15 protein-coding genes are annotated in these 20714 nt (G+C 42.1%); 5 read left to right on the top strand and 10 right to left on the bottom strand.

Annotated features, from left to right (window positions below):
- From QNM18_RS13660 to QNM18_RS13645, 4 genes are read right to left on the bottom strand one after another with little or no spacing between them, the layout of a single operon-like run.
- Nucleotides 1-1224, bottom strand: coding sequence for an ABC transporter permease (locus QNM18_RS13660; RefSeq protein ID WP_284137540.1), 1224 nt, complete (start codon nucleotides 1222-1224; stop codon nucleotides 1-3).
- A 10-nt stretch (nucleotides 1225-1234) separates the two neighbouring features.
- Nucleotides 1235-2524, bottom strand: a complete 1290-nt coding sequence (locus tag QNM18_RS13655; protein WP_211011648.1) for an ABC transporter permease — start codon at nucleotides 2522-2524, stop codon at nucleotides 1235-1237.
- A 10-nt stretch (nucleotides 2525-2534) separates the two neighbouring features.
- Nucleotides 2535-3257: an ABC transporter ATP-binding protein gene (locus QNM18_RS13650; protein WP_211011649.1), complete on the bottom strand. Its 723-nt coding sequence runs from the start codon at nucleotides 3255-3257 to the stop codon at nucleotides 2535-2537.
- Nucleotides 3258-3281: 24 nt separating this feature from the next.
- Nucleotides 3282-4550 (bottom strand): efflux RND transporter periplasmic adaptor subunit, encoded by a 1269-nt coding sequence (locus QNM18_RS13645; protein WP_284137539.1) that lies wholly within the window; start codon nucleotides 4548-4550, stop codon nucleotides 3282-3284.
- A gap of 455 nt (nucleotides 4551-5005) precedes the next feature.
- On the opposite strand from QNM18_RS13645, the gene QNM18_RS13640 reads away from it, so the two are divergent.
- Nucleotides 5006-5230 (top strand): hypothetical protein, encoded by a 225-nt coding sequence (locus tag QNM18_RS13640; RefSeq protein WP_211011651.1) that lies wholly within the window; start codon nucleotides 5006-5008, stop codon nucleotides 5228-5230.
- Nucleotides 5231-5407: 177 nt separating this feature from the next.
- Here QNM18_RS13640 and QNM18_RS13635 read toward each other — a convergent pair whose 3' ends face one another.
- From QNM18_RS13635 to QNM18_RS13625, 3 genes are all read right to left on the bottom strand, one after another.
- The gene (locus QNM18_RS13635) at nucleotides 5408-5872 is read right to left on the bottom strand and encodes a nuclear transport factor 2 family protein (RefSeq protein WP_284137538.1); all 465 of its coding nucleotides are present in this window, start codon (nucleotides 5870-5872) and stop codon (nucleotides 5408-5410) included.
- Between the two features lie 245 nt (nucleotides 5873-6117).
- Nucleotides 6118-6342 carry a hypothetical protein gene (locus QNM18_RS27350; protein ID WP_284137537.1) on the bottom strand — a complete coding sequence of 75 codons (225 nt, stop codon included), beginning with the start codon at nucleotides 6340-6342 and terminating at the stop codon, nucleotides 6118-6120.
- A complete protein-coding gene (locus QNM18_RS13625) occupies nucleotides 6314-6742 on the bottom strand; it encodes an NAD(P)H-dependent oxidoreductase (RefSeq protein ID WP_284137536.1) in 429 nt (142 codons plus the stop codon). The genes QNM18_RS27350 and QNM18_RS13625 overlap by 29 nt, the downstream gene beginning before the upstream one ends.
- A 454-nt stretch (nucleotides 6743-7196) precedes the next feature.
- Here QNM18_RS13625 and QNM18_RS13620 point away from each other — a divergent pair, with 454 nt between their 5' ends.
- On the top strand, nucleotides 7197-9374 hold the full coding sequence (locus QNM18_RS13620; RefSeq protein WP_417714814.1) for a fasciclin domain-containing protein: 2178 nt from the start codon (nucleotides 7197-7199) through the stop codon (nucleotides 9372-9374).
- A gap of 66 nt (nucleotides 9375-9440) precedes the next feature.
- Here the strand turns inward: QNM18_RS13620 and QNM18_RS13615 are convergent, their stop codons facing one another.
- From QNM18_RS13615 to QNM18_RS13605, 3 genes are all read right to left on the bottom strand, one after another.
- Entirely contained in the window at nucleotides 9441-10316 is an 876-nt protein-coding gene (locus QNM18_RS13615; RefSeq protein WP_284137534.1) for an ROK family protein, read from the bottom strand.
- Between the two features lies 1 nt (nucleotide 10317).
- Nucleotides 10318-11565 carry an MFS transporter gene (locus QNM18_RS13610; RefSeq protein WP_284137533.1) on the bottom strand — a complete coding sequence of 416 codons (1248 nt, stop codon included), beginning with the start codon at nucleotides 11563-11565 and terminating at the stop codon, nucleotides 10318-10320.
- Between the two features lie 1090 nt (nucleotides 11566-12655).
- Nucleotides 12656-15628, bottom strand: a complete 2973-nt coding sequence (locus QNM18_RS13605) for a TonB-dependent receptor (RefSeq protein ID WP_211011654.1) — start codon at nucleotides 15626-15628, stop codon at nucleotides 12656-12658.
- Nucleotides 15629-16140: 512 nt separating this feature from the next.
- Between QNM18_RS13605 and QNM18_RS13600 the strand changes: the two genes are divergently transcribed.
- From QNM18_RS13600 to QNM18_RS13590, 3 genes are all read left to right on the top strand, one after another.
- Nucleotides 16141-17007: an AraC family transcriptional regulator gene (locus QNM18_RS13600; RefSeq protein ID WP_211011655.1), complete on the top strand. Its 867-nt coding sequence runs from the start codon at nucleotides 16141-16143 to the stop codon at nucleotides 17005-17007.
- 128 nt (nucleotides 17008-17135) lie between these two features.
- Nucleotides 17136-17924 carry a penicillin-binding transpeptidase domain-containing protein gene (locus tag QNM18_RS13595; protein WP_284137532.1) on the top strand — a complete coding sequence of 263 codons (789 nt, stop codon included), beginning with the start codon at nucleotides 17136-17138 and terminating at the stop codon, nucleotides 17922-17924.
- A 295-nt stretch (nucleotides 17925-18219) separates the two neighbouring features.
- Complete coding sequence (locus QNM18_RS13590; RefSeq protein WP_284137531.1) at nucleotides 18220-20628, top strand: hypothetical protein; 2409 nt, start codon at nucleotides 18220-18222, stop codon at nucleotides 20626-20628.
- Nucleotides 20629-20714: the final 86 nt, after the last annotated feature.

Below are 20714 nucleotides of genomic sequence, written 5' to 3'. Positions count from 1 at the left end.
TTATAGCGTGCGAGTCGCTGTGACAGGCGCTATTTTTGTTGTTTTCCAAGCTGGTAGCCCAGTTGCTGCAGTACCAGAGATAAACACGATAATAACACAAATCAAATAGCTCATTACATCAGGTTTAGGCATTAAAATAACGTTAGCTAACAACATATTAATGGCAATAACACTGACCACGCCTAGCCCTGCAGCAATCGCACTCACCAACCAGTTTTCACTCAACACATACAGCAATACATCTTTTTTACGCGCGCCTAATGCACGTCTGATCCCAATGAGTTTTTTCTGCTTTGAAACATGGAAATGCGCGTGTGCGAAGCAGCTTATCATCGTTACCAATAACATAAATGCCGTCAATAAACTAAATAATGTGGCCAAACTGGTTGCTTGTTTAAAGTAGTCACTATGATGATCTTCCATCGTGATTATTTCGCGTATGTCACGCTCTGGGTGTACTTTTTTCAGCGCATCCCTGATCACTTGCTTAGTGTGTTTTAAATCGCCCGGTGCCACTTTAACCATATATATCAACCTAGATTGTGCACGTGCCATATTGCGAAATTTAAAGATTCCGTAGTGCGGATAAGCGCGCGTAGGCCTGATCGCAAAGTCAGAAACAACCCCGACAATACGACCTTCAGAAGTTTGCTTTCCAACCGCAGACTCCCCCGGATAAAGCGCTTCAGCCAATGACCGAGAGATGACAATATTTGGTTCAAATTCAGGGGATTCTAGATACCCACGCGTTGCATTGTCGCCCGCGTTGAAGTTTCTTCCAAGATGCATTTGCGTATCTAATAACTTAAAGAAATCTTGCCCTACATAATAAGTAGGTATGCCACTGAACTGACGCTCTACAGGCATATCTTCTGGGTGGTTAATATCTTCTATTGAGTGATAATTTCCACCGCGCATTAATGGTAACTGGTTAGTATATGTCACCATCTCTACTACATTGAGGTTTGCCAGTGCCGCCATATCTTCATCAACAACAGACAAAAAGAAATCTGCGTCCAAAAAGGCTTCTGAGGTGGGGCGAACTTGAAACGCCAACACATTCTCCATGTCAAAACCAACATCACGAGATAACTTTTCATTCGCATCAATACTCAGCAATAGGCTGTTACATGCCAGACCAATGGTTAGAACCAGTTGAAATATGAGTAAGCCCGTCGCAAACTTGCGCAGCAACATTGATTTAAATAGTGCTTTTATGTTCATGAGCCTGCTCCTACTTTAAAATACTTGCCAGTGGCGTGCGAGCGCCCTGAACTAAAGGGTAAATGGTACTTAATAAACTCGATGTCAGGGCCACACCAAACCCAATCACGACCATATGCAATGGTAATTCGGCAACGGGTGCTAGGTCTTCAAAGAGTTGACGGTACAAAGCTAACAAGCTAATTGCCAACACCAGTGACACCAGTGCACACGTAATACCTAAAATAACACTTTCAATGACCCCTTGATAAAAGACCTGCTTGCGACTCGCACCCACTGCGCGTCTTAAATTGGATTCGAACTGCCCTGCTTGATAGCGTGATAGCATCAAGCTATTGGCATTGAAGATGCACACCAGTAAAAACAACCCCGTGGCAAATGTAAAAGCCAATAAATCCTTGTTAACTACTTCGTTATACTCAAGCCAATCGTTGACATCATATAAGCGATTGTCGACCTCATGACGGTGGTTGCCCTTCTCCTGCAACTGCTGGGCATGACCATCAATAAAGGTCTGAAAAGCGAGCTTCTGCTGCGCGTCTACTAACTCAACAAATGCTTGAATATAATATGCATTTACCTGCCTTGTTTCACTCAAAGTCGTGTAATCATCAGTCGATAAAGCGCGCGCGTGAATTGCCCAGTTGTTATCAATCGCGACTTCGATGGGAACAAAAATATCATCGGTTTTGTTAAATGCTCGCCCTTCAGTTGCATGATAAAATAACGGCTTCATAATCCACGGTTTTAGTACGCCGACAATATTATAAATTTGGCCTTGTAACTCCAACTGTTCACCGACACTGTTTTCACCACCAAACAATTTGATGTTGAGCTCATGACCAATCACAATGTTGTTACTGTGCTCATTTTTCCACGCTTCACCAAACGCAAATTCAGCGCCCATCATGGCGAAAAAAGACGCTGTGGTTGCGCGTGTTGCGCTTGAATAACGCGTCAAGTCTTGCGAATCTGCACGACGGCTATAAACATTGGTTGCATAATGCATGGTAGCGCGGTTTGCAACCCCCGCATCAACAATCGCTTTCGCATCGCTATACCTTATAGTGTGCATACTGCCAAAGGTATTATTTGCGCCAGCATATGTATTCATATTCACACTAAAGATTTGGTCACTTTTTCCGGGGATAGGATCTTGTGACATCAAAGACAACATAGATAAATTTGCCAGTAAAGTGCCAATACCTATCGATAAAGTGAGCATGATCAAAGCGAAAAATAGCGGCGTACGTTTAAAGTTTCGTATGCAAAGCTGAACATAATAGGTAAACATTTCCATTGTAGGCTCCTTAAATCGACAGTGTTTCTTGATTAGCTGTTTGTGCCTTACTGACTGGCGCATAGATACTGTAATCGGTAATTTGCCCATCTATAATTTGGATATTGCGATTCACTTCTCGGGCCTGATCCGGATCATGGGTAACCATAATTATGGTGCTGCCTTTTTTGTTGATTTCTTTAAGTAGATCCATGATCTGTCTAGCCATTAGTGAGTCGAGGTTTCCCGTTGGTTCATCCGCTAACAAAATTTTCGGCTCTCCTGCCAAAGCTCGAGCGATGGCTACCCGCTGTTGCTGACCACCAGAGAGCTGGCTTGGCAAGTAGGCGTGACGACTGGCAAGCCCCACCAACTCGAGCGCATGCTCAATACGGCTACGTCTTTGCTTTGCACTCAGGCCGCGATAGCGCAGTGGCATGTCCACGTTGTCATAAATACTGTAATCAGGGATCAAGTTGTAGTTTTGAAAAATGAATCCTATTTTTTCATTTCTCAGACGAGATAGGTCGTCGTCTGACAAACCATTTACACTGGTCCCATCTAAGATATATTCCCCCTCATTAAAGTCATCGAGTAATCCAGCCACGTTTAAAAACGTCGATTTACCTGAGCCCGATGGCCCTGTCACAGCGACAAATTCGCCTGCCTCAACCTGCAGATTAAAATCTCGCAGTGCGTGAGTTTGGATGGTGTCACTGCGATATACTCGGCTAATATTTTTCATAGAAAGCATAATGAGATCCTTAATTCTTATTAATTATTTTGAAATTTTAAAAGTTTTACTTTGGCTGAATGCGTCATAATCAGAAATGATCACTTCATCACCTTCTTGAACACCGCTGAGTAGCTCAACGTACTCTACACTCGATGCCCCCACTTGAATATTCATTAATTGCGCGACTTGGTCGCGAATAACAAAAGCTTGTTTACCGCCAAAACTGGTTAAAAATGGTCCGCGCTTAACTTGCAGAACCTGCGATTTTTTCTCAAATTCGATACGGCCATTCACACGTTGGTTTTGACGCAACTTTACATTGTTGCCAGACGCCAATTTAACTCGCACCGCAACTTGGTTTTGCTTAATTTCTGGTGACACTGAGCTAATCGCACCTTGGTACTGTTGACCGGAAAATGTGATCTCAACATTTAAGCCAATGCCTAAATCATCTGCATAAAACTCAGGTACTTGTAACTCTGCTTCATATTCTGACAAGTCAACTATGCTCATCAAGGCCTGTGCATCTGCCACTTGTTCTTTTTGTTGCACTAACCAACTTCCCACCACTCCATTGACTGGTGCGCGTACTTCTAGAGCGCGCTTTCGGCGCTGAAGTTCTTGCAATATTTGAGTTTGTCGTTTAACAGATAAACCACGAGTTTGCGCTTCAAAATCAAGGCGCTTTTTTGCCATGCTGACACGCTTTTGAGCATGTTTGTGCATTAGCTGTGCTTCAAGCAGCGTATCTTGACTGCGCGCATAATCTAACTCACTTATCACTTGTCTATCGAAAGATTCTTGCGAACGCTGCTGTTCACGTTTTGCAGCATTGAGGCGTACCACTGCTTCATCTAAGCTGCGTTCTAAGTCCAATTGCGCTTCTTCATCTGCCAATGTGCCTCGGTCGGCATCTAACTTCAATTGCGACAGTAACGAAGTCTGCTGCTCTATTTGCGCACTCAACTCAGGACTCTCTAAAGTGGCTATCACTGTGTTTTTTTCAACAGTATCCCCAGGTTTAACTAATAAAGTAACTTGACCCGGCTCAGGGCTATAGACCTGCGGAGCATTGGCTGCAACCAAACGACCAGATACTGAAGCATCTCTAATTAGGTCTTGTTTGATTACCTTAGCTGTGAGCAATTGTGCGTATGAAACCGTTTTGATCCCTGAGTACCACTGACTGATCGCCGGGATAGACAGCACAGTGAAAAGTGTCATAAATACCGCTGACACAACATATTTAAGTTTGCTTTTTGCCTTACTTGGCGCGATGACTTCATCCTGAGATTGAGTTCCTTTAATCATAATCCTATACCTGTTAATTGATATACCTAGGTATAAGCGAGGACAGTGCCAAAATTTAAAAAATTATAAACCATTGAAATATATAAACTTTTTTAAATGTAAGAAATAATACGTGTCCGAATGGACACCCGCGCTGTCCAATAGTGTCACAGTGACACAGGTGTGGACACTGAGTGTCCACACCTGTGTCCGTCCACCAGCCCCGTGGTGGTTTTCAATAACTTGTCAAGATTTCAATGCGGTGAACTAGGGCCAAAAGCACTACAGCGCACCATTGATTCAGCGCTGTAAATACACCACTTGTTTCCAATAAAGACACCCCTTCAATACTGATCACGCGGTTGTACATGAAATGCGATCAGATCACATGGTCAACAATTGAACAATTCAATTTCATCTTTTAGGGTAGGTACGAACTTAATTCAATAAACCACAATGGAAAAAAGGGAATAACTATGCATAAAATTAAACTATTGATCTGTTCAGTGTTCATGGTCTTCGCTAGCAGCGCAAGTGCTTGGACAACCTCTCCAGCAGGTGTAGTGGAAAATTGTACTTGGCAGTACGTGAATACGTATAAAGGGATCGGTGTGTATATTGTTGAATACCGCTCTGTAGGTAGCTGCCGCTACAACACAAAACTATATGACTACAGAGTGCGTGAGATCCGCTACTACTAATAAACCACCCACTGGATCGCGCAATGTTCTATCAGTTCATTATTTCCTAGATATACGCTAGTACAAGGGAGTTTACTCCCTTATTTACTTTTACGAAGCTTTGATCAAACTACCAGTATTGTATCTAGCAATAAGTTTGATAACACAGCACCATCAGCTCATCGTCAATGGCCATTGTTAACCATGATGTCGTCGTATGTGCGTAATTAATCCGCTGTTGTCAAATTCTAGCGACACTATATTGGTTGTTTTGTAGTCGATGGTTCTATCTAAGTGTGCGGGCTTAACTCGACCAGATTCTGTCATTTTAATGATCACGACATTACGTCCAATCATCATATTATTAACTTCAATGTGACTGTGGATGACTTTATCTTTGAGTTTAGCAACCATGTCATCTCGTAGTGCGGCTTTATTGGTGTATGTAAAGTTGTATTTAACGTGTTCGTCTACAAATTCATCGGCCAATAATGAGAGAAAATGTTCAATATCTTTGCGGGTTGAGTTTGGCTGTTGGCGTGCATTTTGTGCCGCAACAAACCCATTGGCTTTTGCGACTAGCTGAGCGTGGGTTAGATCACCTTTGGCATGTGCCAGACAAGAAATCATTGATAAAATTGTGATGAATAGTGCTTTTTTCACTGGTTGCTTCCTTTCACTGACATTTTGGCGACAGTAATCCCGATTTAAGTCGTTCAATTACGCCACTCATGCTATTCACTAGCTTTGATGTTGATATATTCAGTTAATAGAGTAATGACTAAATTAGCGCCTTCCAAACTAACCTCACATTCCCTTTACTCATATTAAGACCCCAAATAGGGTACAACTCTAATATAAATAACCATAACTGTAAAATCATGCGCAATATCTCAAGTAAAAGCCCCCTAACTTTGCGCTAACGTCAATTTCTTTTGTATATGAGCCGTGTAACTTGCAATTATATCAAGCCGCTGTTGGTGACTTTTTTGTTGCACACCATGGGCAATGAATGGCGGGATAATCTCCCAGCCCATGAAGGCAAATACATCCTGATACAAGCCGTCTATTTTTGCTTGATAGTAGTCGAGTTCAGACTGATTTTTAGCCCCTCCAGTTGTGATAGAGTACATTACTTTTTTCGCTTTTAGGGTTGCACCTTCCCCATAGGCAAACGGATGTAAGCACTCGGTCAATCCACCTCTTTAAAATGGCCGGAAATGACCACCACCAAAGTGGAAATTGCAGCACCAAAACATCACACTCTTTAAGTTTATTTTGTTCGTGTTTGATTTGACTAATAAACGCATTGTTTTCCAGCGCGAAACGCTGTGCCTTGGCAAGATTAAAAGACTCTCCATCAGGAAACCCTATCACGTCATCGTGTCCCGCTACGGGGTTAAATGAGTCGGCATATAAATTAGATTTACTATACCTAATACCCATACTATTCGAGGCTTCGATGGCAATGCGGTGTAGTGCATAATTAAAAGAAGACCTTTCAGGGTGGGCTACGACCAAGTGGACATGCATTGTGGCTCCTTTGTCATACATTAACTTTATATTCTATTTAAATCATAGAGTTGTGATTCGTAAAAAAGTTTCACCAACAGCGCACTAATCTAGAACTCATTTAGTACACCAGTTCAGGTATGGTACTTGTGCACTTTATCGGTATCAAATCTCACCTTGTTTCAGTCAATAGTAACCAAACTTAAAGTGTACAAAATACAGCTGAGTTACATTCATTATTATATTTAGGTTAAAATTTTTTATCTTTTTTTAGACGCGGTTTAGATTAACTTTGAACATGGCAGATTAAAAATAAATATCAAATAAATTCATATGGGTAGATTAAAAACAACTCACTTAAAACATTGGCTTTGTCGGTAATGAAATTTAAAAAAGTTAATTTTTTATAATTGCAATGCCTGATCTGAATTTTAACCAAGCCCGTATTGCTGGAAAATTAACCACTCCAATGGAGATGATCGTGAAAGTACTTGCAAAATTGGCTATTGTTGCCGTTGTTGGGCTACTCTCTGCTTGTTCAGATGATGACGACCCTGTCACTACCACACAGCCACACCCTCCTCAAAACTCGGTGTATGATGCAGCAAAAGCCGCTGGATCATTCACAACCTTAGTTGCAGCGCTTGATGCGACGGGTTTAAATGCAACACTAGATGATACAAACAACAAATTTACCGTGTTTGCACCCACCGACGCTGCTTTTGAATTATTGGGCACGCAGGCCATCAATGACCTGCTAGCCGATACAGATACACTCAGTAAAATTCTCACTTATCATGTCCTCAGTTCTGAGGTGAATGCGGAAACTGCGCTATCTCTAGCAGGACAAACAACCGACACAGTAAACGGGGCAAAAATAGCACTGTCTCTATCTGGTGAAAGTTTGCTGATCAACACAGCGACTGTTACACAAACAGACATCCAAACCGACAATGGCATAATACATGTTATTGACGCTGTGCTCATGCCACCTGTGGAATCAACACCAACCCAAAATATTGCAGAAGTTGCAACCCAAGCAGGTAACTTTACTACCTTATTGAAGGCGGTCGAAACCGCTGGTCTCACTAACGCGTTAACAGGCCCAGATCCGCTCACAGTCTTTGCGCCCACCGATGCCGCTTTTGAAGCACTCGGCACAAGCACAATTAACACATTGTTGGCTAACCCTGATGTCCTTGGTGATATTTTAAAACAGCACATCATCTCTGGCAGTGTAGATGCAATAACCGCTATGTCACTTAATGGTAAAAATGCAACCACATTGCTGGGTAACCAAAAAAGCGTGACCATCGACTCGGCCGCTGACATGCTAAAATTCGCAGGCATAAAAGTCACACAGACTGATATACATGCGTCAAATGGCATTATTCATGTATTGGATGCCGTTGTTGTTGGTGATGTGACAGTACCCGAATCTCTTGGCCTCATCCCTGAAGTAGCCTCCAGTGCAGGATCATTCAACACCTTGATCAGTTTATTAAGTGCAACAGGTTTAGACCAAACCCTGTCTGATCCCACGGTGAAGTTTACTGTATTCGCGCCAACAGATGCCGCTTTTGCAGCGCTCGGCCAAACAACTTTAGATGCGCTAGGCGCTGACACCGAGATGCTCAAAGATATACTTCTTTATCATGTTGTGTCAGGGCAGAGTGTGATGTCAGACGCAGCTGCCGCAATTGCTTCTTCTCAAGACAATATGGTTACGATGGCCAATACCGATATGGCGGCCCTAAGCACGGTGGATAGTAAGCTATTCATTGACGACGCAGTCATAAGAACTACCAATGTGAAAGCAGACAATGGCGTTATTCATGTGTTGGATAAAGTCATCATGCCACCAGCTGAGAAAGCTGCTTCTGACAAAACAATTGCACAAGTGGCTTCGGAGACCGATGACTTATCTACTTTAGTCACTGCGCTGACAGCAGCAAACTTGGTTGATACCCTGTCCGACACAAATGCTCAGTTAACAGTGTTTGCACCAACCAACCGCGCATTTCAAAAAATTCCAGCTGACACACTCAATGCGCTTCTTGCTGATCAAACAGGATTAACTCAAGTACTCACTCAACATGTACTTGCACTTGAAGCCTCAGCGATGATGGCACTCAAACTCAATGGTAAACAGGTTGAAACGGTTGCAAAAAACATGTTGGATATCAGAGTTGTAGACTTTGCAGGAACAACCGATAGCGAAGCTGATACCGTTGCTTACGATGGAGGCCAGCAAGCTTTAGTCGCTGGAAAAGGGCATGAAAAAGCGGGATTCACGCTATATGTATTTGATAATGACCTGAGCTTTGCACAGAGCCAGTGTAATGACGCATGTGCAACCGCTTGGCCCCCCGTGATAGCGACACAAGCGCAAATAGCCAACATTCCTGGATTGAGTTTGATTGCTCGCCAAGACAATCAAATGCAAGTTGCCTATTTGGGGCGTCCGCTTTATCTATTTGCATCAGACACGGCACCTGGGGACATGTTAGGCAGCGAAATCAGCAATTGGTCACACGTGAGCTTGCCTACATCGGGTTTGCAAATTGAGGGCTCGAATGTGATCCAAAAAGATATTTACACTGCAAATGGCGTGGTCCACCTCATTGATACGGTGATCACATCTGTCGACTAGTTTCCCCTTCCTTTGAGTTAGGTATGGTTGCCCGATTTAGCCAACCATACCTTTTTCAAAAAGCATCTAGATACAGTCCATTTCAAGAGAAGCTACTTTATATTTTTGCTCAAACAATGCACACGCCCCTAACAATGCAGCATGAGGAAGTTGGCTCACGCGAATATTCAATTGTTTGCACTGCTCATACTGCGTAAATGATGACAGCATGTGTTCGCCAAATAAGTCATAAGCTTGGGTTACTGATCCGCCCAATACAATCACATCTGGATCATAAGCGAGTTGCATATGAGCAAACGCTATTCCAAGGTGCGCACCTAGCTGCTCAAATAACTGTAACGATTCTGCATTACCTGCTTTGGCTAATTGATATTGAAACGCCCCGTCCGTCCCCAGTTGATTAAAAAACTGGCCACTACAATAATCTTCAATGGTTTTGCCAAGGTAAGGCGCACTGCCAAACTCTCCTGCCAACCCATATCGCCCTGTATATAACTTTTCGTCAATCACCACTCCGGCACCAAGCCCGGTGCCTAGACAAACGCCCAAGATGTTTTTACACGGTATAAAATCACTGCCATGATTACCAAATCGATACTCCCCGAAAGTGAAACAATTGACATCATTGTGAACAAGAACAGGAACGTGGAACCGTCGGCTTAACTCCTCAGCCAACAGAACATCGCGCCACGCAGGTATATTTGTTACTTCAAATACTTCTCCGGTATCACTGTTTACAACCCCCGGGATCCCAATGGCTACGCCGATGCAATCCGCTGTTATCGTCATTCGAACAAGTTCGATGACATAACTTGTCACTTCTTGTTTTGTGCCTGAGGCCGGCACCGGGTAGCGCTTTACCTGTCCTACACGACCTTGTTTTGCTAGACCACATAATGCTTTGGTCCCACCAAGGTCAATACAAACAATCATTCCTGACATCTTATGCTTCCTGCTCTGGTGATTTTTTCTCAAAAAGGCGGAATGTGTGGTTATTTACCAATGGATTTGATGAATTTGCCACATAAACCATGTACCCCAAAGGAATAAATAGTAAACACAGCGCGAGCGTCAATGAGCCAGATAAGTACGTCACGGCTCCGATCAATGGCGAAGCCACCGCTCCGCCAACAATACCTGTACATAGGATCCCAGCGATCGCACCGTGTCCTTGAGCAAAAGAATTCAGCGCCAGAGAGAATAACGCGGACCACATAATGGATAAGAAAAACCCAGTGGCAGGAAATGCAATCAAGGCCAGTTCAGCAGAGCCTAATATCGCCGTTATCAGACTCCCTCCTGCACCGAGACAAAACCACACCAATACCTTGCGCACGTCAAATAACTTCATCAAGACCAAGCCGACCATACAACCAATTGTCAGCATAAGCCAAAATTGACTCACAACTTTAGCACCGACATTTTTTGCATCTAGCTCATGAGCTTGCTGTAAGAAAATTGCTATAGAATTCGCGATCCCCTGCTCCAAAGCAACATAGGCTGCAATCGCAAAAAAGAACTTTATAACGGTTTTATTCTTAAATAATGCCGTACAGTCACCTAAGGTGTAATTTGCCACGAGCTCATCGTCAGCAACAGCAAAGCGAGTAAGCGTGCTCCACGCCAACATCCCCAAGCACACTAAAGCAAATAGCCAATACATACTTAGCCATTCCATTTGTTCAGGAACCAGAACATTCATCAAAGAGTTAGAGTTTTGGGCCGTCTCAGCTAATCCGATATACACAATTGGTGAGAGGGTCGCACCAGCGCCAAATAGCAACTGCGCCACGACAGATAACACGGCAAAATGTTCACTGCCACCGGCGCGGCGCAACAGAGGATTGATGGCGACTTGTAAAAATGCCATAGCACTGCCAATCATAAATAGGGCAAACATGGCAAATGCAAAGTTGGGTAAGAGTGCAAAAAGCAGCGAGCCGCTGGCAGCTAAGCTAAATGCGATCAACATGACAAATTTTTCGCCAATACGCTGTGCTAACAGACCTGCGGGGATTGACATCACTCCATATGCTGCAAAAAAAGCAAAAGGAAAAAAGCCAGCCAGCGCAATGCCGATATCAAAGCTTTTTATCAATTCAGGAAAGATTGGACCAAGAATATTGGTGATAAAAGAGATCGTAAAGAACGTCGCGAGAACCACAAGCACCGCAGGCAAATTCTTCTTCATTACTAGTACCTTATTTAATAAAAAGGCGATGGCAAAATAGGATCTGTTTGTTGGCAGACAAATGATCCAAGGGGAATCCGCCATCACCTTAACTCGTCAAATAAGGTTAGTGTGCCGCCAATTAACCTCATATTGCGGCACTATTCAATCCTTTATCAATACAATTCAAGCCCACCAACAACAACTGATAACTAATCCCTGTATGTTAGTATTTCCTGTTACCTTGTTTGCACCGATAGGTATGATTGAAAGGCTTGATTTCAATACTGATTTAACACATAGCTTTAATTATAGCGTCTGAAATAATAACCATGACGGACAGAGGCTGTTGCGCGGATATGCTCGTTGATTAGCTTGATTAAAAGTACACTTAAGAATTCAAATTCGAAAATTAACACTATATAGGTAACATTTACCCATTATATGTATTAGAAAAAATAAAGTTATAACAGCTGTATATGGTATCAAGTTGGCTTTGTGACGCTCACTCTCGCGTAAAATCAGCGCCGATCACACCTTAGATATTGTGCTATTTTCACCCGGTTATACGCATAAATCAACGATGTTAGCATCTATACTTTTCGTTGCTTTTTGACACTATGAAATCGACACTTTAAGCTACGGCTTCCGTCCTCATACTTTAATGATTCAACAATAACATTTTGAAGTATAAGTTTATTTATAATATTGGTATAAACTCCAACCATTTTATGCCGAGGCTTCTCAACTATTTTACCACCTTAGCTCGCCTCTTGATGGCACCCTCTCTAACCTTGCAATATAGCCTGTCCCGCCGTCGCTCACTTTGATTGTGCTTGACATGCCTGAGCACCTATTCACGCAGGTTGCACAACTCTACATAATCAATTGTTCCTTTCTTATTGCCTCACCAGTATCAACAATTTTTGACGCATTAACGTGATGTATATGCAATTATAAAATGTTGAAGTTTAATTTCTCAGACTCAGAGGGGCAGATTGCGTTTTTACAATTTTCACCACCGAAGAAATATCATATGAAGTTACTGTGCTGCTAACAAAAAAAGGCCGTTAAGGCCTTTATGCTGCGATAATGAAAAGGAAATTAGTGGCTACCAGCGACCACGTACACCCAGAGTAAAGCGACGCTCATAGATATTTTGCGCCATACGGTTGTCTTCCCACTGCGCGTATTGTGATTCATACTCTTCGGTCAAGTTGCTACCCGACATATACACCGTAAGATTATCATTGATGTCATAACTTGCCGACATATCAATATAAGTCGTCGGCTCAGTCCAAACACCTATATTACCCATACCACCTGGTGTTGACACCGTATGCAAGCGCTTAGAACGGTAGTTTGCAGCCAATCTAAATTGAAACCCATATTGCTCGTACCATAATACTGCGTTACCTGATTCTTTAGAGTTGTCTTCAAGCGGTAATGGCTCTCCACCAAAGCCTTCTTTACCACTTTCACTTTCTGAATATGTATAGTTGAATGCGGCACCAAAGCCACTCCAAAAACCAGGCAAAAAGTCAAACGCTTGCTGGTAGCTAAACTCCGCACCTTCCATCGTGCCACCTTGACCATTAATTTGGCCATTCACTGTGACATTACGACGCACCACACCATCGCCATCTTCAGCAGCGATCTGCCACTGTGCAGACTCTATAAATGACTCTAAATCAATGTTGAACAATGCAACACTAACCAGCGCACTTGGCGAGAAATACCATTCCAATGTCACATCGGTATTTTCTGCACGCCAAGGCTCAAGATCTGGGTTACCTTGCATGGTTGCGTTAGTTGCGATCAATAGATCTGGACTGATCCCTTCGCTGGCAGCCAGCTCATCTCCCGCTCTAGCTCGACTAATCGTAAGACCGCCACCAAGTGCCTTTAGATCCAAACGTGTCATCGTTTTACCCCAAGATGTACGTAAAATCACATCGTCTCTCAGGTTAAACGCCACATTCACAGACGGTAAAAAATCGCTGTAAGAGCGCGCAGTTACAATGTCGCCCACATCTTTTGCCACTTCACCTGGACAGTTAGTACAAATGGAATCGCCTACTTCGTTTTGTACGATATCAAGATCGGTTTCTATGTATTGAAAGCCCACATTAGCACGATAAAAATCGTTCGATAGGTCGGCACGCCAATACACAGACTGCGTTTGCTCCTCTATTTTATAAGAGCTTCCAGGCACTCCGCCTCTGATATTGCCCGGATACAGTGCATTTTGAAATGCAAATGGGTCATCAAGTTGACGCGGATCTACAAAATAGTATTCACCTAAATTAACTGGACCAAAGTCGCTGTTTTTTTCCACCCAACCCGCAGGCAAACTAGTAAAGTTAAATGGTGTATTAGCCCCCATGGTAATATCGCCATCTACTACACTGACTTCCCCATCACCATTTGTGTCAAATGCAGCCAATCCCTGATCTTTCCACATGACATTGACACTGCCCTCACCCACAGGATTGGAAAAAGGCGCGAGCAAAACAAACTGATCACGTGTTACGTCACGCTGACCAACTCGCACGCCAAAAGACATCTTTTCAAGGTGTTTATAGTCAAACTGATACTCACCATCTAATCGCAAAACATCTAAACTCGCTTCTTCATCATAGTTATTTTCGGAATAGGTAGAGACAATAGCATAGCGATTGATATTGGAGCCAAATACCTCACCTTGCAGCTCACTAGGTCCAGTCAGTGAAGGGTGTTTGCCTTTGAAGTTCAAACGCATCGGAATAGGGTTTGGTCCATACCCGCCCGGGTTCACAGCAATTGGACCTGAACCATCATTTCTTCGTAAACCATGCGCTAGACCATTGGTTAGGTAACCCTGGGCGACGTTTTCAGTGTGACTGCGCTCTGCATCCGCAGTAATAAAACGTGCTTTACCGGAAAAGTTACCGTCCCCTTTAAACTCTAATTCAAAATTAAAGTTAGTTGACTCACGCTGGTTGGTATGACTTTCTGAGTGGGACACAACACGCGGTGAATTGAGCGTAATATCTTGCGCTGTATACAGGTTGTGGCCATTGTCTAGCACACCCCGATTAATCGGATCGTGTTGATCTTGCCAGTGCCAGTGGCCGCCCCACGCATTGTCAGCTGTGATCCCTTTGTGACGATCTGCATCATCCATATCCGTGTAAAAAACGTCACTGCTGAAGGTCCAGTTATCACTTAACTGGGCTTGAAAACTTACCGTCGCACCGAGACGTTCGCGCTCAGTAAAGCGGTTCATAATACCGTAACTCACATAGGTGAATTCGGCATCATCAGAATCCCCATCGCCATTCATATCCTGTTTGGGACAAAACCAACATGACACTTCTTCGTGGTTTTCAAATGGCGCATATGCCCAACCATCATCAGTAGAACCATAGCGGTAGTTTGCAAGGTTTGCCTCATCGTACGACAGGGTAGCCAGCACTGCGAATCGATCACCGTTATAGCCTGCGGACACCATAAACTTTGGATCCGTCTCCTCGGAGTATGACCCAGTGGATGCCTCCGCCAGTGCAGCACCACTGAACCCCTCTTCTAGGTCAAAAGGTTTACGCGTTAATAAATCAACTGTACCTGATATACCACCAGCAAGCGTGTCTGCGGTTGGTGATTTCATTACATTCATAGAGCCAACCAAGCTGGAGGGAATATCTGTGAAGTCCGGTTGCACCTTAGTGATAGAGCCAGCGCTTAAGAATTGCTCTCCGTTAAGCAAGGTTGTTACTTGGGGCATACCACGTACATTGATAGTCGAACCTTCACCAGCACTGCGACGAATTTGGATCCCCGGAACACGTTGCAGGGAGTCAGCAATGGTTATATCTGGTAATTTACCGATATCTTCAGCAGTAATTGAGTCAACTACACCATCGGCAAAACGCTTGGTATTTAAACTTCTTTCAGTAGAAGCTCTGATCCCGCGGACTTCGATAACTTCAACTTGTTCTGCTTGAACACCTGCATCCTCTGCATATGCTCCTACAGACAGAACAGCAGCCATAACAGCAAAAGACACACGTGACCGTTTAAATGGAGATAGATTATGTTTCATCACTTTTCTCTCTGATTTATTTTTTTATCTGTTTTTGAAAAGAAAATTAGAGAAAACTCAACGCTTATTAACTAAGTAAACACCTTGACCTAGTCGCCCAAGGGTACTGAGCGCCTGAATAAATCACGTAACGAGAAATGCTACTTAAAATTAACAACTCTAATTTCAACCTTTACATATTTGAGCAGTCAGGGAGACAAGATGTTTGCATTTTCTATCTCATACAGGTACAAATCTATCAATAAACAGCGCTGTCATCGCTAAAAATGAACCTTTATTAGGTATTAATCCTGAAAAGCATGGGAGATCCCGAGGTGAAAAAGAAGTGGATAGATAAGTATTATGATTGATTTGAAATGTATCACCACGTTTTACATAGGTGATTAAGTATTTAAATATATGTAACAAAGAGTAATGACGCTTAAAGGTTTAGTCGTCGAATAATTACCTTACAACATGTGCTCGTTAAGTATTTAAAAAACACATAAAGAACAAAAATTAAGGACAATATTATGAGAGCGATGTGCGAAAAAATCATACCTTCAACCAATTGTTCTTGGCGATACTGTTTATACCAGTTAAATGAGATACCATTCAATTGGCACTATCACCCAGAGTATGAGGTATGCCTCACATTAAACAGTAAAGGTGTGTGTCATATTGGCGACTATATTGCGCCATTTGGTGACTATGACTTAGTCTTATTAGGGCCTGAACTCCCCCATACATGGCAGTCAAAACCTAACCAAGATGGCAGTATGCAAAAAGTATATGTCGCACAGATCCCTGCACTTTGGCTAGAGCAACAGCTGCGGCTCAACAAAGAGTTTGAAAGTTTACATACCCTGCTGCACAAGGCAAAGTGTGGATTAAAGTTCAGTGAGCAACTAGCTAGAACCACAGAGCAATTATTTATCCAGATGGCTGAAGCTAACCCTCTTGAGCGGTATGTACTGTTATTCAATATGCTCAATTTGATGGCTACCAGCGACTATGACACGCTTTCTAGTATGGAGTTTAGCTACGCAAATCAACAAGATCCGGCGAAAGATAAATTTGATCGCGTGATCAACTTTATCTACGAAAATTATACTGAGCAATTAAATGCGGATCTATTAGCTGAACAAGCCCACATGAGTACCAATCACTTCCATCGATTCTTTAAAAAGCGCACCGAAAAAACGGTCACGGAATTCATCAATCAGTTGCGTATTGCCAGAGCCTGTAAATTACTGATCAGCTCTAAAGCACCTATAACAGTGATCAGCGATCAATGCGGATTTAATAACCTGTCAAACTTTAACAGGCGATTTCTCGCGATAAAGGCCTGCACTCCAAGTCAATTTCGCTCTCGAATACAACACAAAGCCCTGTTATAAACAGGCTTTGTCCAAAAACTGGCAACTGTTCTTGCACTTGGATTGTCAAAGAGGTACTCAGTTCAGGGTAAAGTCAGTTGTCACTGGGTAATTTGCACGCACAATAAAAATAGATCCAAGGAACAACCATGCGATTTCAACTCTGTGCACTGCTCGCAAACGGGTTAATGCTCTCAACTTCTCACTACACCTATTCCCAAGAGGGGTGCCAAAAAGATCAACGCTGTACCATGGTGGTTTACAGTGAACAAACAGATAAATGGCAAATCATCAATAAATCCCGGGCAGAGCGTGCGTTTAGCCCTTTCTCTACATACAAGATCCCTAATACGTTGATTTTGCTTGAAGAGCAAAAAATTGATACTAAGACAAGCTATAAAGTTGATACCCATGCATACCCGGTACAGAAATGGTGGCCGAGTGTTTGGCAAAGTGACGATATTAAAGTGAAAGATGCATTTAGCTACTCGGTGCTACCCTTATACCAAATGTGGACCAACTCACTAAACAAGCCCGAAATAAAGACCTATTTGTCACAATTTAACTATGGAAACCAAGATATCAACGGTCCGTTAGACGAGTTTTGGCTCAATTCAAGCCTGCAAATTTCGGCAATGGAACAAATTGAATTCTTACGTCGACTCGACGAAAAAACGCTTGGATTAAGCAAGCAAACTTACCAAACTTTCGATGCTATTTTCTTAAAACAAAGTACATCTGAGTATCAGCTATACGCTAAAACAGGAACAGGCCCTATTGCTAAAAAAACATACTTAGGTTGGTATGTTGGTAAAATAGAAAACGCCCAAGGAACGCACTATTTTGCATTTAATATGCATGCCCCCTCATTCAAAGAAATGGTGAATGTGCGCGTGGATAAAGCACATGCAACCCTCAAGGCACTGAAGATAATTTAAAAGAGCAACACCGTTTCGCGCACAAAAAAGAGGTAACTTCGTTACCAAGCCGTTCACTTAAAGTGGATCTAAAAGCTTAAATTTGTGAAAAATACACTATAATTAAGGTACTTAACTTGATTATGGTGTATTTTTTTGAGAAAGAAAGATTGGTCTACTTTAACTACACTAATGTAAATGATAAGAGAGAAACACCCGCTATGCGGCTAGGCTTGGCTAAAGGGCCTGTGGCAGCAGAGAAAGTGATTTATTTTGGGAGATATGATTAGAGAGTCTAATCAAGGTAGGGATTACAATGAAAACAATAAATATAAAAACTAGGTTACGACCAATAAGATTTGGCTTTTTAGTAAAGCCCAATGACAAAAAAAATATTTCAGAGATTTTTAAAATCAACACATGTTTATGGGGAGGCATGTACAATCCAATTATTCCCGTTTTCAATAGAACGCCTAAATGGTGGTCAGATTCAGAGTTTTTAAAAGAAAAACCAAAAGATGCATTAAATCGTTATCTTGATTTTTTTGAGCCAGATGTTTTGGTTGAGTGTGGAGAGGGATTGGCGGCCCATTCAGGTTATGCCGAGAATCGAATTATTTCTCTTGATCAATTGTTAATAGCACAAAATGATGAGCATAGATGGAAAGATTTTGGTCAGGATGTATATGATTTATATCAGTATTTATATGATACTGAATATAAATATAGCCATAGAGATCCTCATGACATAGCTTTGATTGAAGGCGACACACCAGCACTTGATATGGTAGCTAGCTGTATTTTCGGTGGCTTCACTTCAAGAGAAAATTACGGCTACTACAAAGATGTTTTTAAAGATACGTTTTCACCAACAGAGTTATGCCTCGATGCAAATGTATTAGCTGAGTTTTATAGCAAAGGAACGAGTTCAGCACTTGGGATGGCTAACTCACAAATTAAATGCTATCCAAATCATCATAAAGATCCTGCTCTTTTCGTCTTTGATATTAATAAACCTTATGATTTGATCGATTATTGGAATTTAAGGGCTGTATACCCCAAGAGAATAGTCCCTATTCCCAAAAATTGGCTGGACGAATTAAGCGAGTTTTGTAAGCAATTCATTATACAAAACTATAGACCTCTTCCCGGTAATAGAAATGGAGTGATGATTCGTCCTACAGCGATGTTTTCACGCAGTATAGAGAATGAAGAAGTGGAAAACCTGTTCAACACCTATATTAGAGTTGAAAAGGATGGCGCAAACTGTATACAGAATTGGTATCCATCTTTCGATGCTAAACAATATAAAGGTATTGTGAGAGAACAAAAGCCGCTTCTTGTTGCAAAAGAGAAAGACAACGAGTACTTAGTCTCTGAAACAGAAAAACTCACAAAAGCAGAAGCTCTAATGCCTGAATTTGCGGATTCTTATAGTGGAAACCATAAGTGGGCCAATGTCATTCAAATTAGAAATTGGGGAAGAGACGCTATAAATACAGTGTTCCCGATAGACTTCCGTAACCCGAAGTATCCGACACCTTATATGGGAGGAGAGATCACACTGTCTACGACAGAGGGCCTTGTACTTATTCCCCGTAGCTCCCTTGGCAAGAACTATATTGAGATAGACTCTTGTACAGATGCCATTTCAAAGTGGTTGGAAACGCAAGGCATTTCAACGGTAAAGTCTGATGCAGGTCGAGCTACTCACCAAATCATAGATACATTAGGAGGTTTTTGGGGGGTAAGGGCTTTAACAAGTAAAAAAGTCATTGATGGGCTTAATAAGATTGCAATGAAACCGTCCTCAAAAACTGACAACGTAAATGCCTTTAAAAACAAAATGAATAGTGCTCCTGTTAATCGCTATAGTGCGACAAACAGTTTCCAAAAATTAGTTGATAGTGGTGCGGTAGAGATTGGAGCAGAATTGAAATGTGCACATTGCGGACACCCAAACTGGTTTGATTTACCTAAGTTGAATTATTCAGTTCAGTGCAACCTTTGCATGAAACATTTTGACTTCCCTAAACTTGATACAAAAAACAGCCTTACTTGGGCATACCGACTAATTGGCCCATTCGCTCTACCCAATTATGCAAAGGGAGGTTATTCAGCAGCTCTTAGTTTAAGGTTTTTTTCTGAAATAGTTGGAGACTTTAACTTTTCAAAAATTTCTTGGACTTCAGGACGAGAACTAACATATCCAGATCAAAAGAAAATAGAAGCTGACTACATTCTTTGGGTACAGCAGACTTCAGCTTTCGATGTGAATTCTCAAGCAAGGCTTGTTTTTGGAGAAGCCAAAAGCTTTGCAAAGGAAGCTTTTACTGCAAAAGACATACAGGCTATGCAAGAGCTTGCAATCAGACATCACGGAGCTGTATTAGTATTTTCTACTTTAAAAAATAAATTATCCGATAGAGAAATTAAAAGATTAAAAAAACTTGCAATATGGGGAAGAGAAATAGATAGAAAGTCTAGGGTTCAACGAGCTACTGTTATCATACTAACGGGTGTAGAGTTATTCACAATAGACGATTTGAGCCTTACAGATGCTTGGAAAAAAGGGACAGCTAAACACAAGACTTTAGCAGAGAGTCACACATATCAGCTTAAAGATCTCGATGTATTGGCTGACTTTACCCAACAGATTTACCTTGGCTTAGAAAGCTATGCAGAATGGTGGCAACAAAAGTTTGAAGCTCGTAGACAAACCTAATTTCCAATTGAAATGTTGTAATTTATCAATAAAAAGGCTCCTTATCTTCATAAGGAGCCTTTTTCATTTTTTATTAACCTTCAGGC

This window comes from Pseudoalteromonas obscura (genome assembly GCF_030135505.1).
GTDB lineage: Bacteria > Pseudomonadota > Gammaproteobacteria > Enterobacterales > Alteromonadaceae > Pseudoalteromonas > Pseudoalteromonas obscura.
The sequence above is the reverse complement of the archived record's forward strand: the minus strand, read 5'-3'. Positions and strand labels throughout refer to the sequence as shown.

What these genes read in the sequence shown, in the direction of transcription:
- QNM18_RS13605 (WP_211011654.1), bottom strand. Translation starts at nt 15,628, where the DNA reads ATGAAACATAATCTATCTCCATTTAAACGGTCACGTGTGTCTTTTGCT.
- QNM18_RS13600 (WP_211011655.1), top strand. Translation starts at nt 16,141, where the DNA reads ATGAGAGCGATGTGCGAAAAAATCATACCTTCAACCAATTGTTCTTGG.
- QNM18_RS13625 (WP_284137536.1), bottom strand. Translation starts at nt 6,742, where the DNA reads ATGCATGTCCACTTGGTCGTAGCCCACCCTGAAAGGTCTTCTTTTAAT.
- QNM18_RS13640 (WP_211011651.1), top strand. Translation starts at nt 5,006, where the DNA reads ATGCATAAAATTAAACTATTGATCTGTTCAGTGTTCATGGTCTTCGCT.
- QNM18_RS27350 (WP_284137537.1), bottom strand. Translation starts at nt 6,342, where the DNA reads ATGTACTCTATCACAACTGGAGGGGCTAAAAATCAGTCTGAACTCGAC.
- QNM18_RS13645 (WP_284137539.1), bottom strand. Translation starts at nt 4,550, where the DNA reads ATGATTAAAGGAACTCAATCTCAGGATGAAGTCATCGCGCCAAGTAAG.
- QNM18_RS13620 (WP_417714814.1), top strand. Translation starts at nt 7,197, where the DNA reads ATGATCGTGAAAGTACTTGCAAAATTGGCTATTGTTGCCGTTGTTGGG.
- QNM18_RS13590 (WP_284137531.1), top strand. Translation starts at nt 18,220, where the DNA reads ATGAAAACAATAAATATAAAAACTAGGTTACGACCAATAAGATTTGGC.
- QNM18_RS13650 (WP_211011649.1), bottom strand. Translation starts at nt 3,257, where the DNA reads ATGCTTTCTATGAAAAATATTAGCCGAGTATATCGCAGTGACACCATC.
- QNM18_RS13660 (WP_284137540.1), bottom strand. Translation starts at nt 1,224, where the DNA reads ATGAACATAAAAGCACTATTTAAATCAATGTTGCTGCGCAAGTTTGCG.
- QNM18_RS13595 (WP_284137532.1), top strand. Translation starts at nt 17,136, where the DNA reads ATGCGATTTCAACTCTGTGCACTGCTCGCAAACGGGTTAATGCTCTCA.
- QNM18_RS13615 (WP_284137534.1), bottom strand. Translation starts at nt 10,316, where the DNA reads ATGTCAGGAATGATTGTTTGTATTGACCTTGGTGGGACCAAAGCATTA.
- QNM18_RS13610 (WP_284137533.1), bottom strand. Translation starts at nt 11,565, where the DNA reads ATGAAGAAGAATTTGCCTGCGGTGCTTGTGGTTCTCGCGACGTTCTTT.
- QNM18_RS13655 (WP_211011648.1), bottom strand. Translation starts at nt 2,524, where the DNA reads ATGGAAATGTTTACCTATTATGTTCAGCTTTGCATACGAAACTTTAAA.